The sequence below is a fragment of the Prolixibacter sp. SD074 genome, from assembly GCF_009617895.1.
GTDB lineage: Bacteria > Bacteroidota > Bacteroidia > Bacteroidales > Prolixibacteraceae > Prolixibacter.
Genome location: NZ_BLAW01000001.1, coordinates 3,573,187 through 3,598,556, shown reverse-complemented (window position 1 = coordinate 3,598,556; position 25,370 = coordinate 3,573,187). Strand labels below are relative to the sequence as shown.

General features: G+C 45.8%; 28 protein-coding genes. 12 read left to right on the top strand and 16 right to left on the bottom strand.

Annotated features, from left to right (window positions below; all coding sequences use genetic code 11):
- Positions 1-64 precede the first annotated feature (64 nt).
- The 3 genes from era (at position 65) to GJU82_RS15420 (ending at position 4,277) form a co-directional block, all read left to right on the top strand.
- Positions 65-949 carry a GTPase Era gene (gene era, locus GJU82_RS15430; protein WP_153632975.1) on the top strand — a complete coding sequence of 295 codons (885 nt, stop codon included), beginning with the start codon at positions 65-67 and terminating at the stop codon, positions 947-949.
- 17 nt (positions 950-966) lie between these two features.
- Positions 967-2,274, top strand: coding sequence for a ribosome biogenesis GTPase Der (gene der, locus GJU82_RS15425; protein ID WP_153632974.1), 1,308 nt, complete (start codon positions 967-969; stop codon positions 2,272-2,274).
- Positions 2,275-2,534: 260 nt separating this feature from the next.
- Entirely contained in the window at positions 2,535-4,277 is a 1,743-nt protein-coding gene (locus tag GJU82_RS15420; protein ID WP_153632973.1) for a DEAD/DEAH box helicase, read from the top strand.
- A 120-nt stretch (positions 4,278-4,397) separates the two neighbouring features.
- Here the strand turns inward: GJU82_RS15420 and GJU82_RS15415 are convergent, their stop codons facing one another.
- From GJU82_RS15415 to GJU82_RS15365, 11 genes are all read right to left on the bottom strand, one after another.
- Complete coding sequence (locus GJU82_RS15415; RefSeq protein WP_153632972.1) at positions 4,398-4,640, bottom strand: hypothetical protein; 243 nt, start codon at positions 4,638-4,640, stop codon at positions 4,398-4,400.
- A gap of 14 nt (positions 4,641-4,654) precedes the next feature.
- Positions 4,655-4,870: a hypothetical protein gene (locus GJU82_RS15410; protein WP_153632971.1), complete on the bottom strand. Its 216-nt coding sequence runs from the start codon at positions 4,868-4,870 to the stop codon at positions 4,655-4,657.
- A 27-nt stretch (positions 4,871-4,897) separates the two neighbouring features.
- On the bottom strand, positions 4,898-5,284 hold the full coding sequence (locus GJU82_RS15405) for a hypothetical protein (protein ID WP_153632970.1): 387 nt from the start codon (positions 5,282-5,284) through the stop codon (positions 4,898-4,900).
- 240 nt (positions 5,285-5,524) lie between these two features.
- On the bottom strand, positions 5,525-5,704 hold the full coding sequence (locus tag GJU82_RS15400; RefSeq protein ID WP_153632969.1) for a hypothetical protein: 180 nt from the start codon (positions 5,702-5,704) through the stop codon (positions 5,525-5,527).
- Positions 5,661-6,206, bottom strand: coding sequence for an RNA polymerase sigma factor (locus GJU82_RS15395; protein ID WP_153632968.1), 546 nt, complete (start codon positions 6,204-6,206; stop codon positions 5,661-5,663). Before GJU82_RS15395 ends, GJU82_RS15400 begins: the two co-directional genes overlap by 44 nt.
- A gap of 77 nt (positions 6,207-6,283) precedes the next feature.
- The gene (locus GJU82_RS15390) at positions 6,284-6,823 is read right to left on the bottom strand and encodes a DUF4252 domain-containing protein (RefSeq protein WP_153632967.1); all 540 of its coding nucleotides are present in this window, start codon (positions 6,821-6,823) and stop codon (positions 6,284-6,286) included.
- A 269-nt stretch (positions 6,824-7,092) separates the two neighbouring features.
- Positions 7,093-7,296 carry a FeoB-associated Cys-rich membrane protein gene (locus GJU82_RS15385; RefSeq protein ID WP_153632966.1) on the bottom strand — a complete coding sequence of 68 codons (204 nt, stop codon included), beginning with the start codon at positions 7,294-7,296 and terminating at the stop codon, positions 7,093-7,095.
- Between the two features lie 19 nt (positions 7,297-7,315).
- Entirely contained in the window at positions 7,316-9,802 is a 2,487-nt protein-coding gene (gene feoB / locus GJU82_RS15380; RefSeq protein ID WP_153632965.1) for a ferrous iron transport protein B, read from the bottom strand.
- Positions 9,803-9,816: 14 nt separating this feature from the next.
- Positions 9,817-10,968 (bottom strand): carbohydrate porin, encoded by a 1,152-nt coding sequence (locus GJU82_RS15375; RefSeq protein WP_153632964.1) that lies wholly within the window; start codon positions 10,966-10,968, stop codon positions 9,817-9,819.
- A 108-nt stretch (positions 10,969-11,076) separates the two neighbouring features.
- Positions 11,077-11,676: a response regulator transcription factor gene (locus GJU82_RS15370; RefSeq protein ID WP_153632963.1), complete on the bottom strand. Its 600-nt coding sequence runs from the start codon at positions 11,674-11,676 to the stop codon at positions 11,077-11,079.
- Positions 11,673-12,404, bottom strand: coding sequence for a hemerythrin domain-containing protein (locus GJU82_RS15365; protein ID WP_153632962.1), 732 nt, complete (start codon positions 12,402-12,404; stop codon positions 11,673-11,675). The genes GJU82_RS15370 and GJU82_RS15365 overlap by 4 nt, the downstream gene beginning before the upstream one ends.
- Positions 12,405-13,648: 1,244 nt before the next feature.
- On the opposite strand from GJU82_RS15365, the gene GJU82_RS15360 reads away from it, so the two are divergent.
- From GJU82_RS15360 to GJU82_RS15355, 3 genes are all read left to right on the top strand, one after another.
- Complete coding sequence (locus GJU82_RS15360; RefSeq protein WP_153632961.1) at positions 13,649-14,131, top strand: hypothetical protein; 483 nt, start codon at positions 13,649-13,651, stop codon at positions 14,129-14,131.
- 176 nt (positions 14,132-14,307) lie between these two features.
- A complete protein-coding gene (locus GJU82_RS17215; RefSeq protein ID WP_194831075.1) occupies positions 14,308-14,526 on the top strand; it encodes a hypothetical protein in 219 nt (72 codons plus the stop codon).
- Between the two features lie 38 nt (positions 14,527-14,564).
- Positions 14,565-14,825, top strand: a complete 261-nt coding sequence (locus tag GJU82_RS15355) for a hypothetical protein (RefSeq protein WP_153632960.1) — start codon at positions 14,565-14,567, stop codon at positions 14,823-14,825.
- An 80-nt stretch (positions 14,826-14,905) separates the two neighbouring features.
- On the opposite strand, the gene GJU82_RS17995 is transcribed toward GJU82_RS15355, so the two are convergent.
- Positions 14,906-15,046 carry a hypothetical protein gene (locus tag GJU82_RS17995; protein WP_373921441.1) on the bottom strand — a complete coding sequence of 47 codons (141 nt, stop codon included), beginning with the start codon at positions 15,044-15,046 and terminating at the stop codon, positions 14,906-14,908.
- Positions 15,047-15,308: 262 nt separating this feature from the next.
- Between GJU82_RS17995 and GJU82_RS15350 the strand changes: the two genes are divergently transcribed.
- The 5 genes from GJU82_RS15350 (at position 15,309) to GJU82_RS15330 (ending at position 18,370) form a co-directional block, all read left to right on the top strand.
- Positions 15,309-15,887: a hypothetical protein gene (locus GJU82_RS15350; RefSeq protein WP_153632959.1), complete on the top strand. Its 579-nt coding sequence runs from the start codon at positions 15,309-15,311 to the stop codon at positions 15,885-15,887.
- Position 15,888: 1 nt separating this feature from the next.
- Positions 15,889-16,296: a hypothetical protein gene (locus GJU82_RS15345; RefSeq protein ID WP_153632958.1), complete on the top strand. Its 408-nt coding sequence runs from the start codon at positions 15,889-15,891 to the stop codon at positions 16,294-16,296.
- Positions 16,283-17,059, top strand: coding sequence for an ImmA/IrrE family metallo-endopeptidase (locus GJU82_RS15340; RefSeq protein ID WP_153632957.1), 777 nt, complete (start codon positions 16,283-16,285; stop codon positions 17,057-17,059). The genes GJU82_RS15345 and GJU82_RS15340 overlap by 14 nt, the downstream gene beginning before the upstream one ends.
- 37 nt (positions 17,060-17,096) lie before the next feature.
- Complete coding sequence (locus GJU82_RS15335; protein WP_153632956.1) at positions 17,097-17,726, top strand: hypothetical protein; 630 nt, start codon at positions 17,097-17,099, stop codon at positions 17,724-17,726.
- Between the two features lie 233 nt (positions 17,727-17,959).
- The gene (locus tag GJU82_RS15330) at positions 17,960-18,370 is read left to right on the top strand and encodes an endonuclease domain-containing protein (protein ID WP_153632955.1); all 411 of its coding nucleotides are present in this window, start codon (positions 17,960-17,962) and stop codon (positions 18,368-18,370) included.
- Positions 18,371-18,656: 286 nt separating this feature from the next.
- Here the strand turns inward: GJU82_RS15330 and GJU82_RS15325 are convergent, their stop codons facing one another.
- A complete protein-coding gene (locus GJU82_RS15325) occupies positions 18,657-21,287 on the bottom strand; it encodes a valine--tRNA ligase (protein ID WP_153632954.1) in 2,631 nt (876 codons plus the stop codon).
- A 34-nt stretch (positions 21,288-21,321) separates the two neighbouring features.
- Between GJU82_RS15325 and GJU82_RS15320 the strand changes: the two genes are divergently transcribed.
- Complete coding sequence (locus GJU82_RS15320; protein WP_153632953.1) at positions 21,322-21,561, top strand: hypothetical protein; 240 nt, start codon at positions 21,322-21,324, stop codon at positions 21,559-21,561.
- Between the two features lie 106 nt (positions 21,562-21,667).
- Here GJU82_RS15320 and GJU82_RS15315 read toward each other — a convergent pair whose 3' ends face one another.
- Genes GJU82_RS15315 through accC form a run of 3 tightly spaced genes read right to left on the bottom strand, consistent with a single transcriptional unit; the run spans position 21,668 to position 25,271 of the window.
- Positions 21,668-23,206 (bottom strand): acyl-CoA carboxylase subunit beta, encoded by a 1,539-nt coding sequence (locus tag GJU82_RS15315; RefSeq protein WP_153632952.1) that lies wholly within the window; start codon positions 23,204-23,206, stop codon positions 21,668-21,670.
- A gap of 18 nt (positions 23,207-23,224) precedes the next feature.
- On the bottom strand, positions 23,225-23,743 hold the full coding sequence (locus GJU82_RS15310; RefSeq protein ID WP_153632951.1) for a biotin/lipoyl-containing protein: 519 nt from the start codon (positions 23,741-23,743) through the stop codon (positions 23,225-23,227).
- A gap of 13 nt (positions 23,744-23,756) precedes the next feature.
- Positions 23,757-25,271, bottom strand: coding sequence for an acetyl-CoA carboxylase biotin carboxylase subunit (gene accC / locus GJU82_RS15305; protein ID WP_153632950.1), 1,515 nt, complete (start codon positions 25,269-25,271; stop codon positions 23,757-23,759).
- Between the last annotated feature and the right edge of the window lie 99 nt (positions 25,272-25,370).

The window sequence follows — 25,370 nt, the reverse complement described above, 5'->3', positions numbered from 1 at the left end:
TTACCGATGCCGGGATAAAGCGATATTATTATCTTTGTACCAAAATATTAAGAACAACAAACGTATGGGACATAAATCCGGATTTGTCAACATTATCGGAAATCCGAATGTGGGAAAATCAACCCTGATGAACGCGATGGTAGGGGAAAAACTATCTATCATCACATCCAAAATGCAGACAACCCGTCATCGCATTAAAGGGATTGTGAACGGCGAGGATTTTCAGATTATTTACTCCGACACGCCGGGTATCCTGAAACCGAACTACAAGTTGCAGGAATCGATGATGAAGTTTGTGTCGACGGCTCTCGTCGATGCCGATATCATTCTATATGTGACTGATGTGGTTGAAGATTTTGAAAAAAATATTGAATACATCGACAAAATTCGCCAAAACGATATTCCAATTCTGGTTTTATTAAATAAAATCGATCGTTCGAATCAGGAAGAGGTGGAAAAAAAGATGACCCGCTGGCGCGAATTACTGCCCATCGCTGAAGTCTTTCCAATTTCCGCGACTGAAAATTTCAACATCGATGTGGTGTTCAACCGAATCCTGGCATTACTGCCGGAAGGAGCTCCCTTCTTCCCGAAAGACGAGCTGACTGACCGAAACGAGCGTTTCTTCGCACAGGAGCTTATCCGTGAGAAAATTCTGCTGAACTACCAGAAAGAGGTGCCTTACTCGGTTGAGGTCGAAGTAGAGTCGTTCATTGACGAAGAAAGAATTCTCCGTATTGACGCCGTAATTTATGTGGCGCGTGACAGCCAAAAAGGAATCATCATCGGACACCAGGGAAAAGCCCTGAAAAAGGTGGGTACCGAAGCCCGCAAGGATATGGAAGAATTCTTCGGGAAAAAAGTATTTTTGCAGCTTTATGTGAAAGTCGCCAAAGAGTGGCGCGATAAAGAAAACATGCTGAGAAACTTCGGATACGAGTTTCAATAAATTTAGAAGACCGGTAAATGAGCAATATAGTAGCGATAGTTGGACGGCCCAACGTAGGTAAATCGACCCTTTTTAACCGATTGACCGAATCACGGAAGGCCATTGTGGACGATGAACCGGGCGTAACCCGCGATCGGCTCTACGGCAAAGTGCTGTGGAATGGTATGGAGTTTTCGCTTATCGATACCGGGGGCTACGTTTCCGGATCGGGCGATATTTTTGAGAAGGGCATTCGCCAGCAGGTGCATGTGGCCATCGAAGAGGCCGATGTAATTATGTTTGTGGTAGATGTGGAAAGTGGCATCACCGATTTGGACCAGTCAGTGGCCCAAATGCTCCGCCGCGTGAGCAAAAAAGTGGTTGTGGTAGCAAACAAGGTGGATAACCATCAGCGCGCACTGGACGCTGTTGAATTTTATTCACTGGGACTGGATGAAGTGTACACCGTTTCGTCTGTTAACGGTTCCGGTACCGGCGACCTGCTTGACGCTGTCGTAAACATTCTGCCAAAGGATACTGAAGAGGAAGAAGAGGAAAGCATCCCCAAGATTGCCATTGTGGGACGGCCCAACGTGGGAAAATCGTCGACCATCAATACCCTTGTCGGGGAAGATCGGCACATTGTAACCGATATTGCCGGCACCACCCGCGATTCGGTTTCACAACGTTACAACAAATTCGGATATGATTTTATCCTGATTGATACGGCCGGGTTGCGGAAGAAGAAAAACGTCAGGGAAGATCTGGAGTTCTATTCGGTTCTGCGCTCGGTTCGCACCATCGAAAATGCCGATGTATGTTTGCTGCTTATCGATGCGACCATTGGTGTAGAAGCCCAGGATGTGAATATCTTCAACCTGATTGCACGGAACCGAAAAGGCGTGGTCGTGGTGGTGAACAAGTGGGATTTGGTTGAAAAAGACAACCACACCATGGAACAGTTCCGCCGGAAAATTATGGAACGGTTTGAACCCTTTACCGATATTCCGGTTGTTTTCACATCGGCACTGACCAAACAACGTATCTTCAAAGCGCTGGAGGAGGCTCTGCATGTTTACGCCAACCGGACGCAACGTATCCCTACATCGAAAGTAAACGAGGTGATGCAGAAAGTCATAGAGGCTTATCCACCACCAGCATACAAAGGAAAATACATCCGTATCAAATATGTCACTCAGCTTCCGACACATACCCCGGCATTTGCTTTTTACTGTAACCTGCCGCAATATGTTCGCGAACCGTACAAACGTTACCTGGAAAACAAAATCAGGGAAAACTTCGATTTCACCGGGGTTCCCATTCAGATATTTATGCGGAAAAAATAGCATGTAATCACGATCAAAAACTTTTTATATCCATAACCTGTTATCATCATTTTCTATAATACATATTAATGCCCCCAATCTCTCTTAATTGTTATGATTTATCCTATTGCCTAACATGAATGGCAATTCATTCCTATTTAATGAAAAATCGTCGTACATTTGCCCGACTTTTCCCGATAGGTTGGAAAAGCGTTAATGATTTGTGGCAGACTTGGTTTAACGGTTCGATTAAAGCGGGAAGGCCCAATTAAAATTTTCACATGATACAATTTGAAGAAATGGGCCTGGATCCGAGGATTATCAAAGGGATCCACGAACTGGGATTTAAAGAACCCTCTCCGATTCAGGAGAAAATTATCCCACAATATTTGCAATCACCCGGCGACTTGGTCGGTCTGGCACAAACAGGAACCGGTAAAACGGCGGCTTTCGGGTTGCCGATACTGCAAAGCATTGATACCAATAAAAAAGTACCACAGGTACTGATTTTAAGCCCAACCCGTGAGTTGTGCGTACAAACTGCACACGAAATGGAACTTTACGCTAAGTTTCTCCCTAACGTAGATATCCTTTCGGTATATGGTGGCGCAGCCATTGAGCCGCAAATTCGGGCGCTGAAAAAAGGTCCGCAAATTATTACGGCTACCCCCGGACGTATGCACGACATGGTCCGCCGGAGAAAAGCCGACCTCTCCAACATCGAAATCCTGGTACTTGATGAGGCGGACGAAATGCTGAACATGGGCTTCCAGGAAGATTTGGACGCCATTTTGGCCGGAACACCGAAGACCAAACACACATTGCTCTTCTCGGCTACCATGCCAAAAGAGGTGGCCACCATCTCAAAAAAGTATATGACTTCGCCGGTGGAAATTACCGTAGGTAAGAAAAATGCCGGCGCTGATAATGTAAGTCACATCTACCACATGGTACATGCCCGCGACCGTTATGCAGCGCTCAAGCGGGTTATGGATTTTCATCCCGACATTTATGGTATTGTTTTTTGCCGTACCCGGATGGAAACAAAAGATGTGGCTGCTAGGTTAATTCAGGACGGTTATAATGCCGAGGCCCTGCATGGTGACTTGTCACAGTCACAACGCGACTTTGTAATGGATAAATTCCGTACCCGCGGGGTACAGATGCTGGTAGCTACCGATGTGGCTGCCCGTGGACTGGATGTGAACCACCTGACCCACATTATCAACTTTAACCTGCCCGACGATACCGAAAACTATACGCACCGAAGTGGCCGTACCGGCCGCGCCGGACGCTCCGGGACTTCCATCTCCATCATTCACATGAAGGAGCAGGGAAGAATCAGGATGATTGAAAAGAGCATCGGCAAAAAATTTGAAAAGATGCCTGTCCCGGCTGGTGAAGCCATTTGCGAACGGCAACTGCTTCATTATATCGATCGCCTCGGTGAAACGGAGGTTGATGATTCTCAGATTGAAACCTACATGCCGGCCATTTACGAAAAACTGGAAGGATTAACCCGCGAAGAGCTTATCAAGCATTTCGTATCGATGGAGTTTAACCAGTTGTTGAAATACTACCGTGAAACGGAAGATCTGAATACGGTAGAAGCTCCGACAGGAAGAGAAGGCAGAGACGGAAGACCGCGGAACAGCAAACGGGAGGGCCACAACGAGAAGGGTATCCCGATGACCCGCTTCCACATCAATATCGGCAGCAAAAAAGGATTAAGTCCCAAAGAACTAATTTCCATCGCCGTAAAAGCCACGGGAAAACGCAACCTGGAGGTAGGACGCATCGACCTTCTGCGCAATTTCTCATTTGTTGAAATCGATAGTTCACAGGCAGGTTCATTCGTTCAACAGGCGAAAAAGCTGATGTTCGACGGTATCCCAATTGTGGCGACCGAATCAAACGAACGTCCACCGCAACAAAAGCCGCGCTTCAATGGCAACAACAGCGGCAAGAGACATAGTGGTGGTGGTGATTTCCGCCGGAACAACGATAGGAAAAAACGACGCTAAGTCAGTTCTTTCATCATACAAAACCCGGAAATAACTTCCGGGTTTCTTTTTCTAAATAGCTTTCTTTTTATGGACTCCCTCCCTATCGGGAAATGCAGCAAGTTAGAATTTGCGAATCGCTCATTTAAGGTACAAAGCCTTGAAATATTTGATATGTCCATAAAATGGTATAAATAACCGACGCAAATCGTAACCTTTGTATCCTTTGGCTCTTAATCTAAAATAGTCGGTCAATCCACGATAAATGGTTGCATAGAATAACAATGCAATAACAAAAGTCAGGATATACGGACTAAAAACCAACCAAACCAAAGGAATAAAAGGAAGTAGGATCACCAAATAGTAGATAAAAATATTTTTCATCACCTATTAATTTTTCAATTTAAATTATTTCCAATACACGCTCCTGCAACAGCGACAGCCGTAACCGGTAAAAATGCAGTTTGCACCCAAGCCCAAACGGAAAGGTAACCATGATTTGTATAAACGTCAGTAATACAGTCCATTGCTGCCTGTCCTGATTTCAATCCGAAATATCGGGAAGTATTGTTCTCAAGATCAAACTGAATCATAAATAATGGATTAAAATCCATATCAAGATATGTTATTTCATACAACTTCTACGTAAGTTTTTCCGATTTCACAATCATTACATCCTTAATCTCATCTCCATCTGGAAAGAATCCAATCCCAAAATGTATTTTATTGTCTGGATCATACCCGATTTCATTTGCAAATACGGCAGATGAGGATGCTTCATTTGCTAATGAAACGAGTTTCAAATTGTTAAAATCAAAACTGACCATTGAACTTGATTTTAAAAAAGCATCACTATTACTATTTTGCCATTCAGTGACTGCATTTATAAGTTGCTCATTTTGTAATGGCACACTTTTTACAAGTTCATTCTTATCCTTTTTTGGTTGATCAGGATAATTTAAGTCCTGGGTACAGGAAAAAAGACTAAATAATAGAACTAAGGCGGTAATAATTCTCATCTTTTTCATAATGTAAGGTTTAAGTTAAAGAATAAACATTATTAGATAGTAACTATTTGTTAATACTTAAAAGGAGTTTCAGGTAACCCGATATTCTCATTTTTTTGATGAACGTATGGATCTGGTATGCGAACGATCAATTTTATGTTTACTTAGACACCAACAATACCGCCCAACCAGGTAACCTGGTGCGTAAAACGCTTCCGCTGAATAATCCGTTCGCGCATTTCTATTGCATTCGTAATTCTTTCAGCAAAAAATCGCATCTACCGGATCATCCAGTCCTTCAAAGAACGGACGATTGATTTCCAACGCTTCCGGCAAATCCCGGTTTTCCCGGAAAAAGTCCCGAAGCTCCTGCTCTTCCTCTAAGGTGCTTTGACCTTCAAAGAACTTTTCCAGTAATATTTCTACTCTTCGGGTTTCCATGGTCCATTCGTTTAATCATTTCATCACGCACTTTTTTTCGTGCCCTCGACAGATTTGTCCTAACTGCACTGTTTTGCATATCCAGTACCCGGGCAATTTCATTCAGTTCATAGTGTTCGATATCCCGCAGGTGAATCACGGCTCGCTGCTGTTCGGGCAACGCACCGATGATTTCTTTTGCCAACCGGGCGGTATCTTGTTGCTCAGCCAACTCGTCGGCCTGCTTCATATTCGATATCCATTCGTTCCGGTCCTTCAACTGTTCCATCGGAATCGTCCGATGCTTCTGTATCTCGTCGATGCACAGATTCCTTGTCATCCGCATCGCGTAAACCTCCAGGTTATCGACTCCTGCCAGGTCCCTCCGGCGGCTCCATAATTTCATGAATACCTCCTGAACCACATCTCTCGCCTGCTCATCGTCGCGGAGAAACCGGACGGCGAACCGGAGCAACTTACCGGACATCGGAACGACTTCAACTTTAAATGTTTTGGAATCCATTGCTTACGAACGATTCGATTCGTTTGGTTCTGTCAGTATCATGACTCCCCTGCCGGGAAATCGTTACATCGCTTAGTTCATTTTTTCACCTTCGTGCTGTCAAGCCGGCTCAATTCATTCATCCCGCCCATGTGGAGCGAGCGATCGAGATCGGCAATCTTCTTGATATCCATCCGCCCGATAATCGAAACCAGCGTATTTTCCTGGCCTCCCACAATGATGATTAACTCGCGGATGTAATTCATTTTATCCATTCGGGCAAAAATGTGAACGCGATCACCATGGTCATTCGTTTCCAAAAGCAAATCGTATTTTTCCTTTAACTGATCGAGAGCGCCACTGGCCCTTAGCTCGGTGTAAAAATCAGTGCGGTTATTCAGCTCTTTGTCTTCAATGTTCAGCACATGTACCGAATTGACCTGACTGAGAATTTCTTTGGCATCCTGGTCCTCATCGTCTACAAACCAACGGGCAAACCAGATGAGCAGATGTGGAACATTCACACTTTCCACCCCTTCGCGGCCCGCATATTTATCGAACAGGTAATCGGTGGGGTTGCTTTGCGCCATCGATGCAAATGGCAGCAAAAGGAACAAAAGGATAACAAGCTTTTTCATATGATTGATTCTTAATCTGGTTAAACTGAGCAAACTACTCTTTTATGAGCTCCTTTTTCACGGTAGTAATGTAACCGTTTTATCAAGAAAACCCTATCGAAGAAAATATGTTACACCTGCTGTGGCATTTTTTTCATAAAATAAATAAAAACAAAAAAAGCCCCTCCATTTCCGGAGAGGCCGTTGGTCTGACTGTAAATTGACCGACAATATAACAGTGCCGATTGGCCAGGTCTGAATAAAAAAAGGATTTTATTTCTTGTTTCGTATCAGGAACAACAGGAATGACTTTTACTCACCTGTTGAACCGGATGATGACAGGCTTTGGCACCGGCCATGTTCTTCAGATCGCAACCACTGCATCCGGCACATCCTCCCGACGCACCTTTCGAGCGCAAACTCTTGACAATGCTGTATACCATATAGGCAAACGCTGAAAAGACAATGATATACACCAATATAATTTGTACCATCGCGTGTGAATTTTTCGGGTTAAACAAACAAACTTCCAATCTGGTATGTGGCAAAGGCCACCACCCAGGCAATCGCCGTGGTATACACCATACTAAAAACGGCCCACTTCCAGTTCGATTCCTTCTTAATGGCTGCAATTACTGCCACACACGGAAAGTAAATCAATATGAACAACATAAAACCAAAGGCAACCAACGGTGTAAACACCCTCTCTCCTTTAAGTTTTCCTGAAGTATGTTTCTGTTGCTGCAGCTTCTTTACCAATGTCCCGAAATCATTAGTGCCCTGTGCGTGATAAAGAATTCCCATAGTACTCACCACAATTTCTTTGGCGGCCAGTCCGGTAAGGATACTCACCCCAATTTTCCAGTCAAAACCCAACGGCTTCAACACGGGAGCCAGGGCATGGCCCATCCGGCCGATGTACGATTGCTCCTGGCGCTCGGAAGCTTTGGCCATTTCCAGCTGCGATACCTGATGCTGCTTTTGCGCTTCGCCCAACGAAGTACTGTTTTCCACCTGGGCAATGCTCGCATCATAGTTCTCCGAGTAGTCGACGTCCCGGGGGAAATAACTCAGCGCCCAAATCAAAATAGAAGCAACCAGGATGACGCCGCCCATTTTTTTCAGGTACTGAACACCTTTGTGCCACATGTGAATGGACGTATTCCGCAAGGTTGGCATCCGGTAGGGCGGCAGCTCCATAACGAACGGAACGACTGCTTTGCGGAAGACCGTATTCTTCAGCACCAGCGCGACCACAATGGCCATGATAATACCAATCATGTAGATGGCAAAGAGCACCAGTCCCTGGTTTTTCGGGAAGAAGGCAGAAATAATCAATACATACACCGGCAGCCGTGCACTGCACGACATGAACGGCGTAATCATCATCGTCAGGATACGATCCTTCCGGTTTTCAAGGGTGCGGGTAGCCATCACCGCCGGTACATTACAGCCGAAACCCATGATGAGCGGAATGAATGATTTTCCGTGCAACCCGATTTTGTGCATCAGGCGGTCCATGATGAACGAAACGCGTGCCATGTAACCGGTATCTTCCATAAAGGAGATGAAGAAGAACAGAATCAGGATATTGGGAAGGAAGACAATTACACCGCCCACGCCGCCAATCACGCCGTCGACCAACAGGTCCTTCAACGGTCCGGCCACCATGTGGCTGCCCACAAAATCGCCGATATGGCCTACGCCCGCATTAATCCATTCCATCGGGTAATTGCCCAGGGTAAACGTGGCCTGAAACATCAGCCACATGACAAAGATGAAAATGGGAAAGCCGAGTAACCGATTCGTAATAAATGAGTCAATCTCTTTGCTGCGTTGCCGTTTCTTCTCGCGGCTTTCAATATAAGTCTCGCTCAATGCGCCTGCCACAAAACCATATTTCGCATCGGTAATGACCGTTTCGGATGATTCGCCGAAAGCCTTTTCCAGTTTGGCAATCTCGCGGTCAGTCAGCTCGTTGATGCGGGCAAAATTATCGTACTTCTTCAGCATCGAACGGGTCATCCGGTCGTTTTCCAGCAATTTCACCGCCAGGTAACGCGACGAATATTTATCAATCAGCCGTTCATCCTTGTCCATCTCCTTCCGGAGAATATCGATGGATTTTTCAATATCGTGTCCATAATTGATGTTCACATACCGCACAACCGGGTCACGGTCTTCGTACACATCAATCACTTTCCGCATCAGGTTTTTAATGCCCTGCCCCTTCACGGCAACGGTTGGAATAATCGGGATACCGAGCATGCCACCCAGTTCGCGATATTTCAGACGGGCATCTTTTTTCTCCAGTTCATCGTACATGTTCAGGGCAATCACCACCTTGATGTTCATGTCGATGAGCTGCGTGGTAAGAAAGAGGTTTCGTTCCAGGTTCGAGGCATCTACCACGTTGACGACCACATCGGGCATGCGCTCCATGATGTGCGACCGAACGTATAACTCTTCCGGCGTATATTCAGTAATCGAGTAGGTTCCCGGAAGGTCGGTAATGTTAATCAGGTAACCATCCTGCCGCATGCGGGCCATCTTCGCGTCGATGGTGACACCGCCATAGTTTCCAACCCGCTCATGCGAACCGGAAGCCTGGTTAAAGAACGAGGTCTTTCCACAGTTCGGGTTACCTACCAATGCTACATTGATGGTCTTGCTCTTTTCGCGGGCGGTTACTTTTAGTATGTTGTCGGAAATGATACCATTGAAGCCGCTCAGCTTCTGGCTGTCGGCTTCGGCGCCCGACAAAACATCAATCAAGTTGGCTTCGCTGCGGCGCAACGACACATTGTAACCCATGATTTCATACTCCACCGGATCCTGCAACGGAGCATTCTTAATGACACGGACCATCTTCCCTTTCACAAATCCCATTTCGGTAATCCGTTTACGGAAGGCGCCGTGCCCAAGTACTTTCGTGATAACGCCCGCTTCGCCGGTTCTCAGGTTCGCTAACCGGTCGACGTTTAATTCTGTTGTCTCCATATTCCGTCCCGCTCTTAAAAAGTAATTCCCAGCCTGAGTAACCCAACTTTCGCTGCCGGCAGCTCTGTACCGGTTCCGTCCGGATGTACGATATACTGAAAATCGGGTTGCAGGTATATATTATTGGTTACATTGCATTTATAAGTCAATTCAATGGCGGTTTCGTCCAGCATGATGACACCCATGTGCGCATGAGCGATAGCCAGTCCCAACACATCGTCGCCATCCTTATCGAAAACCCCGTAGTAGTTGATTCCGGCACCGATGTAAAACGACACCGGGTTGTCCTTCGTTGGGGCTATCCCCAGTTGCGTGAAGAATCCCAGCGAACGGTTATGCCCTTCCACCTGGTAAATCGTTTGGTCGCCCAGGAAGTAGTAGCCAATGCTTTTCGATTGCTGTGCCGGGCTATTTCCGTTTCCGGAAGAAGGGAAATAACGATAGAATCCCATCTTGCAGGTTCCGTCCAAATCTCCCGACAGGGTAACCGGTAACTGCACTTCCGAAATGGCAAGCAAGCCTTCCTTGTTGTCCAGGTTCCATTTCAGGTTATGGGGATTGGCATCGAAGCCGGTGGAACAACCTTCGTACAAAGCGGCCATTATTGTAAACTTATCATTGGCCGACCATTTGACCGATGCTCCAACTGCCGTCAGCGGAAAAATGGGAGCTGGCAGGTTACACGAAATGGTTGGTGGAATTCCAAACGAGCTGTTCAGGTATTCGCCGGCATATTGGGTATTGGCGTACTCTACGTTCAGGTCCTGTAATCCGGCAGTTATTTCAAATTGTCCTAACTTCTGCGAAAACCAGAATTCCTGGAAAAAAGTATGATTGCCCGCTTCAATGTTCGAGGCTACCTGAACATCGCCAATCAACTCAGCCGAAGGAGAATCGCCGTGCGTAGAAGTCGCATGCAGATAAAAAGTCCCGCCGTCCCACCATCCGTTTTTTTCAGTATCGAATTCCAGGCAAAACTGCGCCATGCCCAGGTAGGCATAGCCACTTTCGATGCCTCCGTTAAAATTATATGTGTTATCAGCGGTGTAATTCGCTTCCAATTTAAATACTTCCTCTCTTTTGCGTTCCACTTCTTTTGCTATTCCGGTAAACGGAAAACAAAAAATGCAATTCGATAACAGGAACGTACGCCACCGTAAACTCATCTTTATCCGGTATTTTAAATCAACAATACAAAAATACCAGGCACAAGCCGCCCGTGGAATACCTACTTATAAGGATATCCCGGCCTCAGGTCACCACATATAATGAGCCTATTCGGAAAGATAGTCGAGCGAAACGAGTTTTTTCACCACGGCGTAGATGGTGAGGCCCGATACCGATTTGATGCCGGTTTTCTGGGTGATGTTCTTCCGGTGGGTAATCACGGTGTTGATGCTGATATTGAGTTTTTCAGCAATTTCTTTGTTGGTTAGTCCGGTGGCCAGTAATTTCAATACATCAGTTTCGCGTTCACTGAGAACTTCTTCGTTAGCGGTTTCCCTGTTTCCGGTACTGGCATTTTGTTTTACCAACTGAATAACCGATTCGGGCGAATCGGATATGGAGATACTGCCATCAAAAAGCGAAATCAACCGTTGGTCGAAAAAGGCATATACCAGCGCCACCCAACTGGTAGCCGGATAGCTGGCACGAAGCGAGTGGAACCCTTTTTCGTTATTCTGCACATACAATGGGTTGACAATCGCCACATTGACCTTCTTGCTGAGAATGCATTGCTCGATGGCATCGAAATTTTCGGCACGGTACATCCGCAACCGAAGGCCTCCTCCCGATAAAATGCAGTTGAACCCTTCGTAGATAATTGATGAAGGTTCGACAATCAGAACATTGATATAGGAAGTTGAATTCACGTCGTCTTGCGGCTTAAATAGTTCTCCATCTGTTGTACTAACGGGATGAGTATCTGATCTTCAATTTTGGAATGAATGGTCAAATCGTAATCGAGTTCGAACAGCGTAAACAGTAATTTCCGTCGTACCTGCGGCTCATCATTATTGGGAAGATATTTCACCAACAGGTTCGTCAGATCGGTAAGCTTCTCCTCGATGTCGTCGTGATGCTCCTGGTAATCGGCCACCGAATATGTATCGGGCAGGTTCACATGTCCGCGTTCTTCGATTTTCTGGTACAACCTGGTGATGTACGGAAAAACCGTTTCGTTCTCGTAATCGAGATGTTCACGCACCTCATTGAAATAGTTATTAAAAAACTTCTCCACCATCGCCTGTTCCGGCTGGCTCTTATCCTGAAACATCTCCTGAATCAGTTTCAGGATGTTGGGATAAATTTCAACCAGGTAATAGCTATGGCTGTTATTCAGGTAATTGATGATGGACCGTACTTCCCGGTAGGTAAACCGCCCGGACGGTTTGTAATCCACTCCGTTGTAAAGGTGTGCAAACGTGAGGAAAACCTCGGGATGTAGCTTGTGCTCGTCGCAGATTTCCCGAATGGTCTTCTCCTGCAACGGCGCACTGATGCCAAAGTGTTCGAGCAACAACATGAGATACGGGTTGTTGAGCACAACCTCTGCCATCTTCATGTCGGGTGACAGGTACAGATTTGCCGTTTGATACATGTTTTTCCGGTTAATGAATATGGTTTTTCCAAACAAACAGTAATTGGGGGGAATTGTTTTCGGAGTGCGCCATCCCTGACAGGGTTCGAAACCCTGTCAGGGACTTTTCTGAAAGTTGTCCATGACGACGTTGTCAGCGTTAGGGCGACAGCCAAATCCAGAGGGTTTGCATATTGTTAGAAAGAAACACGACGGAAAGAAGATGCGATCCTGTCCGAATAAAAATACCCAAACCCCTGAAGGGGCTTTGAGGGCAGTGGAAGCATTTAGCTGTAAGGCATTAAAGTTGATGGGATTATCAGTTGTTGATAATTTGCAGCCTTCATCGAAGCGATTAAGTCCCCTTCAGGGCTCCGATACTTCGGAGTAGGGGTAAAGGACCGCGAGTTGCGAATTTGCTTGTGCTATTAACAGGAAGCCTTAGCCCAAATCACCCCGGCGGGATGACATATTGTTAGAAGTCATCACAACAAAAAGGAGTGCGACCCCATCCGGGCTGAAAGCCCAATTTAATTCAGCCCGGTGGCAACGCCCCGGGTTAGATGCATTGATTGAAGCAGCCAGCGGTCGCGCGATGGCTTTGATTGAAACAGGTGGTTGTTTCGACCGCAAGAGAGTTGAGGTAGAAAATAGAAGCTGTTTTTAATCGCCGTTTGCCCGTGCGGCGCAGGAACGTTTCTGTTTCAATCATGGCTGGAATGTGCGCCTTGGGTTCGTCGCAACATCCTGTCCCGGAGTGGCGAAACCTCCCGGTTTCTTACCCCGGGCTGTTGCTTTTCAGCCCTTCAGGCTGAGGTCGGGCCACAACACGGCACATAAACGCTTATGCGAAACCGGTCACGATGTATCGTGCCCCTACCTATGTCTTGCTAATCCCATCATTCTTCTCATTGTTCATTTTTCATTTCTAATTGCTCATTGTTTATTGCTTACAATTTATAACTGCCACTCCTGCTGTATAACATATTGACTAACGAAATTTCAACTGAACGTTCAATTTTATATGCCGAATGGTTCAAATTCCATGGTGAATGTAAGTTACGATTTGTTACCACCTCCATCTTCAAAGCCTGTTTTTCATCTATTTTTTTTTGCATTTTGGTTAGCATAAGTTAACTTAGGGATATCGATAGATAAAATCAGCACTCATTCAATACATCATTTGACCGCGATTGATAAAATATACGAACAAAAAATCATGGAAAATCCATGTACTTATAATTTAAAATAAAAATCAACACAAAATGCCAAACGACGATCTAATTAAGGTGGTCTATTCGCCCGAGGAGACGGATGCCATCAACCAGGGATTGCAGGCTATTCTCGCAGTGATTGATGCCAAAGCACCGGTATTAACCAACGAGGAGCGCCGGAAGTTCGGTTCGGTAGCCGATCAAAACAAACTGGTCATTAACAAGGCGAAGGCCTATATGCAGCAATTCCCGCAGTTTAAGCCGGCAAAGCTGGACGAAACGGAATTCAACAACGATTATGAAACCCGTGCCACCCACGAGTCATTTCTATTAACCCTGGCCGACATCAAGCGAAAACTGACCGACATCAAGATTATGCTCGACCACGACAACTACCAGGCCGCCCTGGCATTTTACCGTTCGGTGCGATACCATGCACAGGAGAAGGAGCCCAGCGCCATCCCTATCTATAATGACCTGAAGCAGTACTTCACGCATTCCGAATCGGATGAAAAGGACGAAGAAGCTGAATAATGGCCTACCAACACAACCCTGCCAGGTTTTGATAATCTGGCAGGGTTTTTTGTTCATTGAAATTCATCCATCCCGCTTGTATAAAAGGTTTCAACAGGCGCCTTTGGGGGGTCCGATAACCCCGTTTACCCCGTCGGACAACCCCGTTTACCCCGTCCCTGTACCCCCTCGACGGGGTGATTTACGGCGTCGGCGGGGTCTTTTACCGCACTGACGGTTTAATTCACCGCGACAACGGGGTGATTTATCGCGCCGACGAGGAAATTCACCCCGATGACGCACTAATTTACTGCATGCCCCCGGTACAGTTGAGCGGCAACGGAGTAAGGTGGTGCGTGGGCGGGGAAGGAAATCGGGATGGTTGGGGAACTTGGGGCGGAGGAGGTGATGGATAATATAAAATCTATGAAAACGAACTAAATACTAACACAAAATGGACAATCACATTTGTAAGAAAGAACATCGTAATGATAAACAGTTTTCGGATCTCCCTGAAGATCAGGGAGGAATCGGTAGGCACAAATGCGCCGGATGTGCTTATGAATTAGGTTACCAAGATGGATTGGCAAGAGAACCTTTACGAAATATTGACCTAGCAAAGCTTCCGGAAAGTCAGGCCAAGGTCGTCAGACACAAAAGTCCCTATGCAGCCTATGCAAAAGGATATTATGATGCTAGTCTCGAAATTGACTGAATACATCAAGCATCAACTCAATGTATTCAGTCAATAAAAGAATGAAAAAGGCTGAATCTAAAAAGATGCATCCCTTTCGATTAGCCAACTTTTGTCCATTTTGTACCATTACATTTTGGACATGGTGGAAGGGTATCAGAATTGTCATCCAATTTGATTACCTCTCCACGTCTTACGCATTTGTAGCGACCCTTTCCGGGCTTTTCACCTGTAGTGTGCATACTTCAGAATTTAAATGGTTATTAATTGCGCTTTTGGGTCGGACCGACTTTGATTTTCTCTGTAACTGTTGTAGCCGGTCTCTTAGCGGCTTCTTTGCTCGGTACAAATTTCCCTGTACCTGCATCTCGAACTCTTGTTGAAGTCTTACTCATAACTATAAATTTTAAATTGATTACACCCTTTACTTACCGGAGAAGAAAAATTTTCGTCAGTGACGAAAAAACATCATTCCCGGTAATTAACTATTGAAAAACGATAAATATGGATAGTGACAGTGAAATCCTTAAACGACTACATGCAATACCTGAAAAAGAATGGGTAGATGTCGTTGATAAACTTACGGTATATGTCCACTTTAAACTTAAAGGAAGGACAATATTCGGAGCTCACTCCGAACAGTATTTGGGAATCGATCCCATTAACTATTACATAGGCGAAGCCATTGGAAAATTATTTAGCCTGGAGTGGCAGTGGCAGTTTGAAAAGTATTCTCTTCTTGACCAGTTGAAAAAAATCGTATGGAGCTTAATGTCAACGAATGTAGACAAGTATAAAGTATCGCAGAAAACAAAGAAGGCTTTTGAAGAAATTCGCAAACCTGAGCTTGAAGTTGATGATGAAGATCATGATGACGAAAATTACAAACTATTCCGTAATGCTTTAGACGAATGCTCAAAAGATGACGAAGATTTACAGCTATATGTAATGGCTTTAGACGAATGTAGGTCTTTTGACGAGATGGTTAAAGCTCTCGGATTTGACAAGAAGAAGCTTTATGCACTTCAAAAGAAGATGACGAGAAGAGTTACGAGTTATATAGAAACCAAAAAAAACTGGTGAAATGAAAAAAAGAGCTGCTAAAATTGATGAATTTGTCGAGTTATCCATTGAAGCTTTTGAATCAGATAATGAATCAGTTTACGAAGAATTAGGTGTTTCGAAAGACGAATATCTGAAAGACAAGCTGAATATGATCAAGCGATTAAAGATGAAATCTCTTGCTCAATTAAATAAGACAAAGAACGAAGAAATGCTTGAAATAGCCTTACAAAAGGTTCAAAGCATTATTGCATCTGCAAGTGACAAATTGAAAGAGGGGTTGGAAGGATTAATTCGTACTCAATCACCGCAATTTCAATTCAGAAATATCGAGAAGCTTGATAAAGACGATTTAAAAGAGCTTTTAAGCGATTTAGATGTAATTGAAATAATTGAAGACTTAGATAAACTAGAAGATGCCGATAAATAAAGGAGCAGTTACTGCACGCAGAATGTTGTCCGAGTTTGGAATAGAAAAGCCAGACGACTTTTCTATTGAAGAACTAATTCATGCAAGAGATATAATTCTTGAAGAGAAGAAAATCTCAAATTCAGATGGTCGAATTGTTTTTGGCAAATCAAAAACCAAAATCACTATTAATTCAGACATTAAATATTTGGGTAGGCGCAGATTTACATTAGCGCATGAGCTTGGGCATTTTGCGATGCATCATAATGTAGATACTCACCTTGAGGACAATGCTCTAACACTGGATTATTTCAAAAATGGCGGACAGGAATATGAGGCTAATCAGTTTGCAACAGAACTATTAATGCCAAGTAAATACTTTGTGGAATACACGCAAGGAAAACCATTTTCTCCCGATCTACTCCGGAACATTGCTGACCATTTTCAGACAAGTATAACTTCTGCTGCATTTAGATATCTGGAACTTGGACAACATCCAATATTCCTGTTCTATTGTAAAGACAAAAGGGTAATATATTGGAAGAACTCAGAGAATTTCTATAGAAAAGTCAAGGATATTACCAAGTTGCATCCACCAGAAGATTCTGTTGCCATGGAATTTTTTAATGATGGAACTATCTATAAAAAAGAAGGGTCTGCTCAGTCGATTTATAAATCAACATGGTTTGAAACTGGTAGTGATGATGAGCTAGATGAATATTTTGAATATGCAATCGTCACTAAGGATTATAATACCGTACTGAGTATAATATGGGAAAGATAATTTGAGAAGAAATAAACGTAAATTAATATTTATAACGATGATAAAACTTTTTAACGAAAAAAGAATTGAAGATGCTTTTGCATTAGTTTTGATGAATGCTTTTCATCGAGTTGCTGATATATTTGAATATCGTATTCTCAATGAGGAGCTCGAAGCTCTTGTAACAGAAGTTACAGAACCACTAAGGATGAAAAAATTAGATGTGGATTTTGAGGATAGAAATGTTGGCGTAGACCTCATAGAAGTTTCTGGGGACAGTTTTCCCGCTAGTTATGATGTTCAAAGAGGAAGATATTACCCTCGGGCTCGAGTTTTTTATACTTTCAAAATAAAATCAGGAAATAATGAACTGCTTAGCGTGAAACCAAAAACAGATTCAGTTCATGAAAAAATATATGCGAGCGTAACAGACAGAAGCTTTACAATTTACTATCACACTGATTATGCGAGAAAAGAGTTAAGCGAAGAGGTAAAAAAAGACGTCAAGGATTGGGCAGAAAGAGTCATTCCATCAATTAAGAAAATGATTCAAGTTATTAATGATGAGGTAGAAAATTTCAATGATACAACCCTCGTAAATAAGATAACTGACTTAATTGCAGAAAGAAAAGACGAATTAAATAAAAGAGATTCTCAAAACGACGATTTAAATGATTTAGACATTTAACGACATTTACCATGAAAAACTTCGTATACAGCAGCCTGGTGAGCATCGGGAAGGAGACACCCCAAACCCCTGAAGGGGCTTTAGGACAGTGAGTAGATGTTTCAACAGTGCTTTTGTTGGTTGATACGAAACCTAAACAAACGAACTTGCAGCACCTTAAATCGAAGCGTTTTAGTCCCCGTCAGGGGATTAGGGGTGTAAAACCGAAAGCAAACTAACTAAATCATTTCGCAATGGGTATCAGCAACAAAGTCTCCTTGTTTTATAATGCTCCCCCTATCATATTTGAAAGAGCGAAACGGTTACGAGAGAACATGACCGAGGCAGAATTAAAACTGTGGGAGTGCCTTAAAGAGAAGAAATTGCTTAACCTACGATTCAGACCGCAACACCCTATCAATATATTTATTGCTGATTTCTATTGTCACCCCCTGAAACTGATTGTTGAAATCGATGGAGGAATTCATTTGTCTCAAACGAATAAATCATATGATATCGGAAGAGAAGCAGAATTAGAACGATGGGGACTCAAAGTGGTACGCTTCACGAATCAAGATGTCTTGAATAACCTTAACCAGGTACTCGAGAAGCTTGAGGAGATTTGTATAGAAAGACAAAAGAAACTTCACACCCAAAACCCCTGAAGGGGCTTTGAGGACAGTGGATGCTTGTTTTGATAGTGTCTTAATTGAACGGTTAATAGGTACACCAGACGCGTCTGGCCTACTGTGCCCAAAATCGAAGTGGTTAAGTCCCCTTCAGGGGATTTAGGGGTGTAAGACTGAAAACGACTAATTATCATTGTCAAAAAAACAGAGCCACTTCAGCGTCTCGAGGAATCCGGATAAGGATGTAAAGACAAAAAACCTGACAAGCCTCTAAGGCCCGTCAGGTTTTTGGAAAGCTATACCCTGGACGAGGTAAAGATTGCTATTTTAACGTAGCAAGGCGTTCTTCCAGGAGTTTGATTTTCTCCTCGGCGTCGGCCTGCTTTTTACGTTCGGTGGCGACCACCTGCTCGGGGGCGCTGTTTACAAAGCGCTCGTTGCCCAACTTCTTCATCACCGAAGTGAGGAACCCGCGGGTGTATTTCAGCTCTTCCTCAATTTTGGCTATCTCCTCTTCCTCATCCACCAGGTCGCCCAACGGAACATAATATTCGGTCGATTTCACGCGGAACGACAACGCGCCGTCCACTTTCTCATTCACCACTTCCAGCTCACTGAGGTTCCCCATTTTCCGGAGCACCGCATCGAACACCGGTGAATATCCTTTTTCGCCCGGCAACACCGCTACATGGAGCGCGTCCTTGTTGGCAATATTCTTTTCCTTGCGGACGTTACGGATACCGGTCACCGCATCTTCAACGTTGGTGAACAGTTCCACCAGCGAAGCATTGGCTTTGGAAACAGTTGGCCAGGCCGCCATCATGATGGACTCACCTTCTTTTCGCTCGCCCAACAGCTGCCAGATTTCTTCCGTGATAAACGGCATGAACGGGTGCAACAGGCGCAGCATCTTGTCGAACAGCGAGACCAATTCGTCATACGTCTGCTTGTCGATAGGTTGCTGGTACGCCGGTTTCACTATTTCGAGCAACCAACCCGAGAAGTCGTCGCGCATAGCCGTGTAGATGGTCATCAGCGCATCGCTCAGGCGGTATTTGCTGAAATGATCGTCCATGGTGGCAATTACTTCGTTCAGGCGGGCGTTGAACCAGTTAAGGCCCAGGTGCGCATGCTGAGGCTGTGGCAATGACGCATCTACTTTCCAGCCATGTACCAGGCGGAAGGAATTCCAGATTTTCGAGCTGAAGTTCCTTCCCTGCCCGGTCAACGACTCATCAAACAAAATGTCGTTTCCGGCCGGCGAACAGAGCAACATGCCTACGCGTACACCGTCGGCGCCGTACCTGGTTATCAGTTCCAACGGGTCGGGCGAGTTCCCCAGCGACTTCGACATCTTGCGGCGCAGCTTGTCGCGCACGATACCGGTGAAATATACATTCTTGAACGGGAACGTCCCGCGATATTCGTACCCGGCAATGATCATCCGCGCTACCCAAAAGAAGATAATTTCCGGGGCGGTCACCAAATCGTTGGTCGGATAATAGTAATTAATCTCATTGTTATCGGGGTCGTTGATACCGTCGAATACGGCAATCGGCCAAAGCCACGACGAAGCCCAGGTGTCGAGCACATCCTCGTCCTGGTGCAGGTCGTCCATGGTCAAATCCATGCGACCAGTGGTTTCGCGGGCCAGTTGCAATGCCTTCTCATCGGTCTCCGCCACCACAAAGCTGTCATCGGCCAGGTAATACACCGGGATGCGGTGTCCCCACCACAACTGGCGCGAGATACACCAGTCCTTGATGTTTCCCATCCAGTGACGGTACAGGTTTTTGAACTTGGGCGGGAAGAACTGCACATCGTCATTCTCCACAGCATCCAGTGCCGGTTTAGCCAGCTCTTCCATTTTCAGGAACCACTGTGCTGAGAGTTTCGGTTCAATCACCACATCGGTGCGCTCGGAGTAACCTACCTTGTTGGTGTAGTCTTCCACCTTTACCAGGTTACCGGCCTCTTTCAGTAACGGGATAATCTGCTTCCGCGCTTCAAAGCGGTCAACTCCTACCAGGAAGCCGGCTTCTTTGCTCAGCGTACCGTCGTCGTTGAAAGTATCAATTACTTCGAGGTTGTGGCGCAACCCGATTTCGTAGTCATTTACATCGTGGGCCGGCGTAATCTTCAGGCAACCGGTACCAAATTCCATATCCACATATTCATCCTGAATAATCGGTACACTACGGTTCACCAGCGGCACCAACACGCGTTTTCCGACCAGGTGCCTGAAGCGGCCATCGTTCGGGTTCACACACACCGCCGTATCGCCCAAAATGGTTTCGGGACGGGTGGTCGCTACCGTGACAAACTCGCCAGGGGCCTCTTCGATTTTATAGCGAACGTAATAGAGTTTCGATTGCTCTTCCTTGTGGATTACCTCTTCGTCGGAAAGGGCAGTTTTAGCAGCCGGATCCCAGTTGACCATTCGCACACCGCGGTAGATGTAGCCTTTGTTGTAGAGATCGACAAATACCTTGATAACCGACTTAGAACGTTTTTCGTCCATGGTGAAAGCCGTACGCTCCCAGTCGCAGGATGCACCCAGTTTTTTCAACTGCTCGAGGATTATACCACCATGTTTGTGTGTCCACTCCCAGGCATGTTCGAGAAAGGCGTCGCGGGTGAGGTCATCCTTCCTGATGCCCTCTTCGCGCAATTTGCCTACCACCTTCGCTTCCGTAGCGATGGAGGCGTGGTCGGTACCCGGCACCCAGCAAGCGTTATATCCCTGCATCCGCGCACGGCGCACCAGGATATCCTGTATCGTATTGTTCAGCATGTGGCCCATGTGCAGCACGCCCGTCACGTTAGGCGGCGGGATGACGATGGTGTAAGGTTCCCGGTCGTCGGGCTCCGAATGGAAAAAACCTTGTTCCATCCAGTACTGGTACCACTTGTCTTCAATTTCTACAGGATTGTACTTGCTTGGGATTTCCATGGTATATATATCCTTTTTTAAATGTCTTTTTATAATGGACCGGCTTTCGCCGGAAGCTGGTTTCGCACATGGCGAATTCACTGAATATGATTTTAAAGGGTACAAAAATAGGAAAAACGTCGCTTGTTTCCGTTGGATTGGAGGGGAAATTCATTGGACAATCAGAACGGTTGGCGTTATCCTGCCCATCCTGGCGGCTGTTTTCGTGCCCACCAGTTTGGTTAGCGTCAGCCCGCTGTATTCACCTTTCCTGGAAAGGAACGGAGAAGAATAAAAAGAACCTGGTATTTCCATATGTCCGGTTTTACCTGTAGCTACCCAGCCAATTATAAAAAAGCCTGACTCAAGGCCAGGCTTTTCTCATTATTTAACTTCACTATCTATAACGGAATGTTTCCGTGCTTTTTTGGCGGATTGGTTTCGCTCTTGTTTTTGGTCATCTCTAATGCAGAAATCAACTTCTTACGCGTATCCTTCGGCATAATCACCTCGTCCACATAACCCAGCTCAGCTGCGCGATAGGGATTGGCGAAATTGTCACGGTAGTCATCTACTCGTTTTGCTTTCGACTCGGCATCTTTATCATTACGGAAAATGATATTTACTGCACCTTCTGGTCCCATCACCGCAATTTCGGCAGTAGGCCATGCCATGTTCACGTCTGCCATCAAGTGCTTGCTGGCCATCACGTCATAGGCTCCACCGTAAGCTTTGCGGGTAATCACGGTAATCTTCGGAACGGTGGCTTCGGCATAAGCGTAAAGCAACTTAGCACCGTGGCGAATGATACCGCCAAACTCCTGGGTCGTTCCCGGAAGGAATCCCGGAACATCCACAAAAGTGACCAACGGAATATTGAACGAGTCGCAGAAGCGAACAAAACGGGCGCCTTTCACCGATGAATCAATGTCGAGCACACCGGCCAGGTGATCGGGCTGATTGGCCACAATCCCTACGGAGCGGCCACCCATGCGGGCAAATCCTACCGTGATGTTCGGTGCAAAGTGTGGCATCACTTCAAAGAAATGGTCATTGTCAACTACCGAACGAATGATGATGTGCATATCGTACGGCTTGTTCGGATCCGGCGGAACAATGGTCTGTAGTTGCCCATCCTCCCGTTCAACATCATCAGTGCACGGGATAGCCGGCGGATCTTCCATATTGTTCGATGGCAGGTAGCTAAGCAGTTCCCGAATCATCATCAGGGTTTGCTCATCATCCTGTCCAAGGAAATGGGCTACACCACTTTTGGCGTTGTGCGTCATCGCGCCCCCCAGCTGCTCTTTGGTCACCTCTTCGTGGGTCACCGTTTTCACCACTTCAGGACCGGTTACAAACATGTAGCTGGTATTTTTTACCATGAAGATAAAATCGGTGAGTGCCGGCGAATACACGGCTCCTCCCGCACACGGGCCCATAATGGCTGAAATCTGGGGAACAACACCCGAAGCTTTCACATTCAGCCAGAAAATATCGGCATAACCCGCCAGGCTGCGAACACCTTCCTGGATACGGGCGCCACCCGAGTCGTTCAGACCGATAAGCGGGGCCCCCATTTTCAGGGCCAGCTTGGTCACTTTAACAATCTTATCGGCATTGGTACGGCTCAGTGAACCTCCGAAAACGGTAAAATCCTGTGCAAACACGTACACCAGGCGTCCGTCCACTTTTCCGTAACCGGTAACCACACCATCACCGGGGATTTTGTTTTCGTCCATCCCAAAATTGGTACTGCTGTGAACCACCATTTTATCCAATTCGACAAACGTCCCTTTGTCGAGAAAAACATCGATACGTTCGCGGGCCGTCAGTTTGCCACCGTCGTGTTGTTTGGTAATCCGGGCCTCACCGCCACCGGCTTCGGCCGCTTTATTTTTGTCTTCAAAAATCCGGTACTTATCTTCAAGTTTCTGCATGAAATCTTAATTTAAAGGTCAATCCACGAGAGGTTCCAGTTCAACAAGCGGCTGATGTCCCTCAATGGTATCTCCTTCGTTTACCAAAATCTTTTTAACGGTCCCACGGAAAGCACTTTTGTATTCGCTTTCCATTTTCATGGCCGATATAGTGATAACTGTCTGGCCGGCTTCCACCAGTTCACCCTCTGAAACAGGAATACGGACCACTTTACCAGGCATGGGAGTCGCAATGACATTCCCGGCCGGAGCCAGATCGCCTTTGGTGTTGTTCCTGTAACGGGTGAAAGCATCAATCACCTCTACCTCGTATTGGTTAGTAAGGGTTTTGACACTGTAATGGTTAGGTTTGCCGACCTCGATCATTTCCATATCGGTCGACTTCCCGTGGTAAAGTATGGAATAAATACCCGGTTCAACACGAACCACGTCAAATTCATATTCGCTATCGTCGATGCGGGCCCGGTACTTACTTCCTTCCTTTCCCAACAGCTCCACCTTTGCCATACGCGAATTGATTCTTACTTCGTTCTGCATAATAAATGATTAATTAAAATCGGAGTACACTTTTGCGTCGTGCAAATTCTTTCCAGGGAGATGAACTACCAGTGCCGGCTTCGGTTGGTTCCGAAACCAGCTTCTTCATCTTCTCTGTGTAGTCGAGATAGGCAATGAATAATGCCAAATCTTCACACTCCTGGTTACAATCGGATAGAATTTCCAGTACTTCCGGGTTCTTTTCGATGAAATGAGTATCGTAATGCCCGGACACAAAATCTTCTGCTTCCATTATTCGTTTCAGGAACGGAATGGTGTTTTTTACACCGCTGATTTTGTATTCGTACAACGCCCGTTTCATCCGCTCGATGGCCTCACCGCGGGTTTGCGCCCACACGATCAGCTTCGAGATCATCGGATCATAATAAATCGGGATTTCATAACCTTCGTAGACATAACCATCGGTACGTACGCCCAATCCTAGCGGCTCGGTGATGTGTTTCACCAAACCGGGGCTCGGCATGAAATTATTGTTCGGATCTTCAGCATAAATCCGGCATTCGATGGCATGTCCTGTCTGGGAAAGTTCTTCCTGTTTCAAAGGCAGCTTCTCGCCATTGGCGACCATGATCTGCATTTTCACCAAGTCAACTCCGGTTACCCTTTCGGTGATGGGGTGTTCTACCTGCAAACGGGTATTCATTTCGAGGAAGTAGAAATTCAGGTCACTATCAACCAGAAACTCCACCGTACCAGCTCCCACATAGTTCACCGACTGCGCTGCAGCAATGGCCTGTTCGCCCATCTTTGCACGCAACTCAGGCGTCATCAGTGGCGATGGTGTCTCTTCGATAACCTTCTGGTGACGGCGCTGTACCGAACATTCACGCTCGAACAGGTGTACCATATTACCATGGGCATCGGCCATCACCTGGAACTCGATATGGTGAGGCGACTCAATGTACTTCTCCATATAAACCACATCGTTGCCAAAGGCGCTGCCAGCTTCGGAACGGGCACGCCGGTACGAACTAACCAGTTCACTTTCCGACCTCACCAGGCGCATTCCTTTGCCGCCACCACCAGCCGATGCTTTGATCATGATTGGGTACCCAATCGAATCAGCTGTTTCTGTTAGTTTGTCTTCGTCTTCAATAAGATCCCGGGTTCCGGGTACAACCGAAACGCCAGCATCCATCATGATTTTCCGTGCAGTCAGCTTATCACCCATTGCCAGAATGGCTTCCGGTGAAGGACCGATAAATATCAGTCCGGCTTCTGCTACCCGACGCGCAAATTCCGCATTCTCGGAAAGAAATCCGTAACCCGGATGAATTGCGTCAGCTCCTGATTTCAGTGCCGCGTCCATAATCTTGTCGATATTCAAGTAACTTTCAGACGATGGAGACGGTCCGATAAAACAGGCTTCGTCGGCATAGCGAACATGCATGGCACTGCGGTCGGCCTCTGAAAATACTGCCACACTCTGGATTCCCATCTCGCGACAGGAACGCATCACCCGCACCGCAATTTCGCCACGGTTCGCAACCAAAATTTTTCGGATCATAAGGACTTTTGATTAATAAATTCGGACTAAATTATAGTTTGCCATTGAGTTTTCAAAATATGTTAATAAATTAATATTTTCGAACATTTTGTTATAACA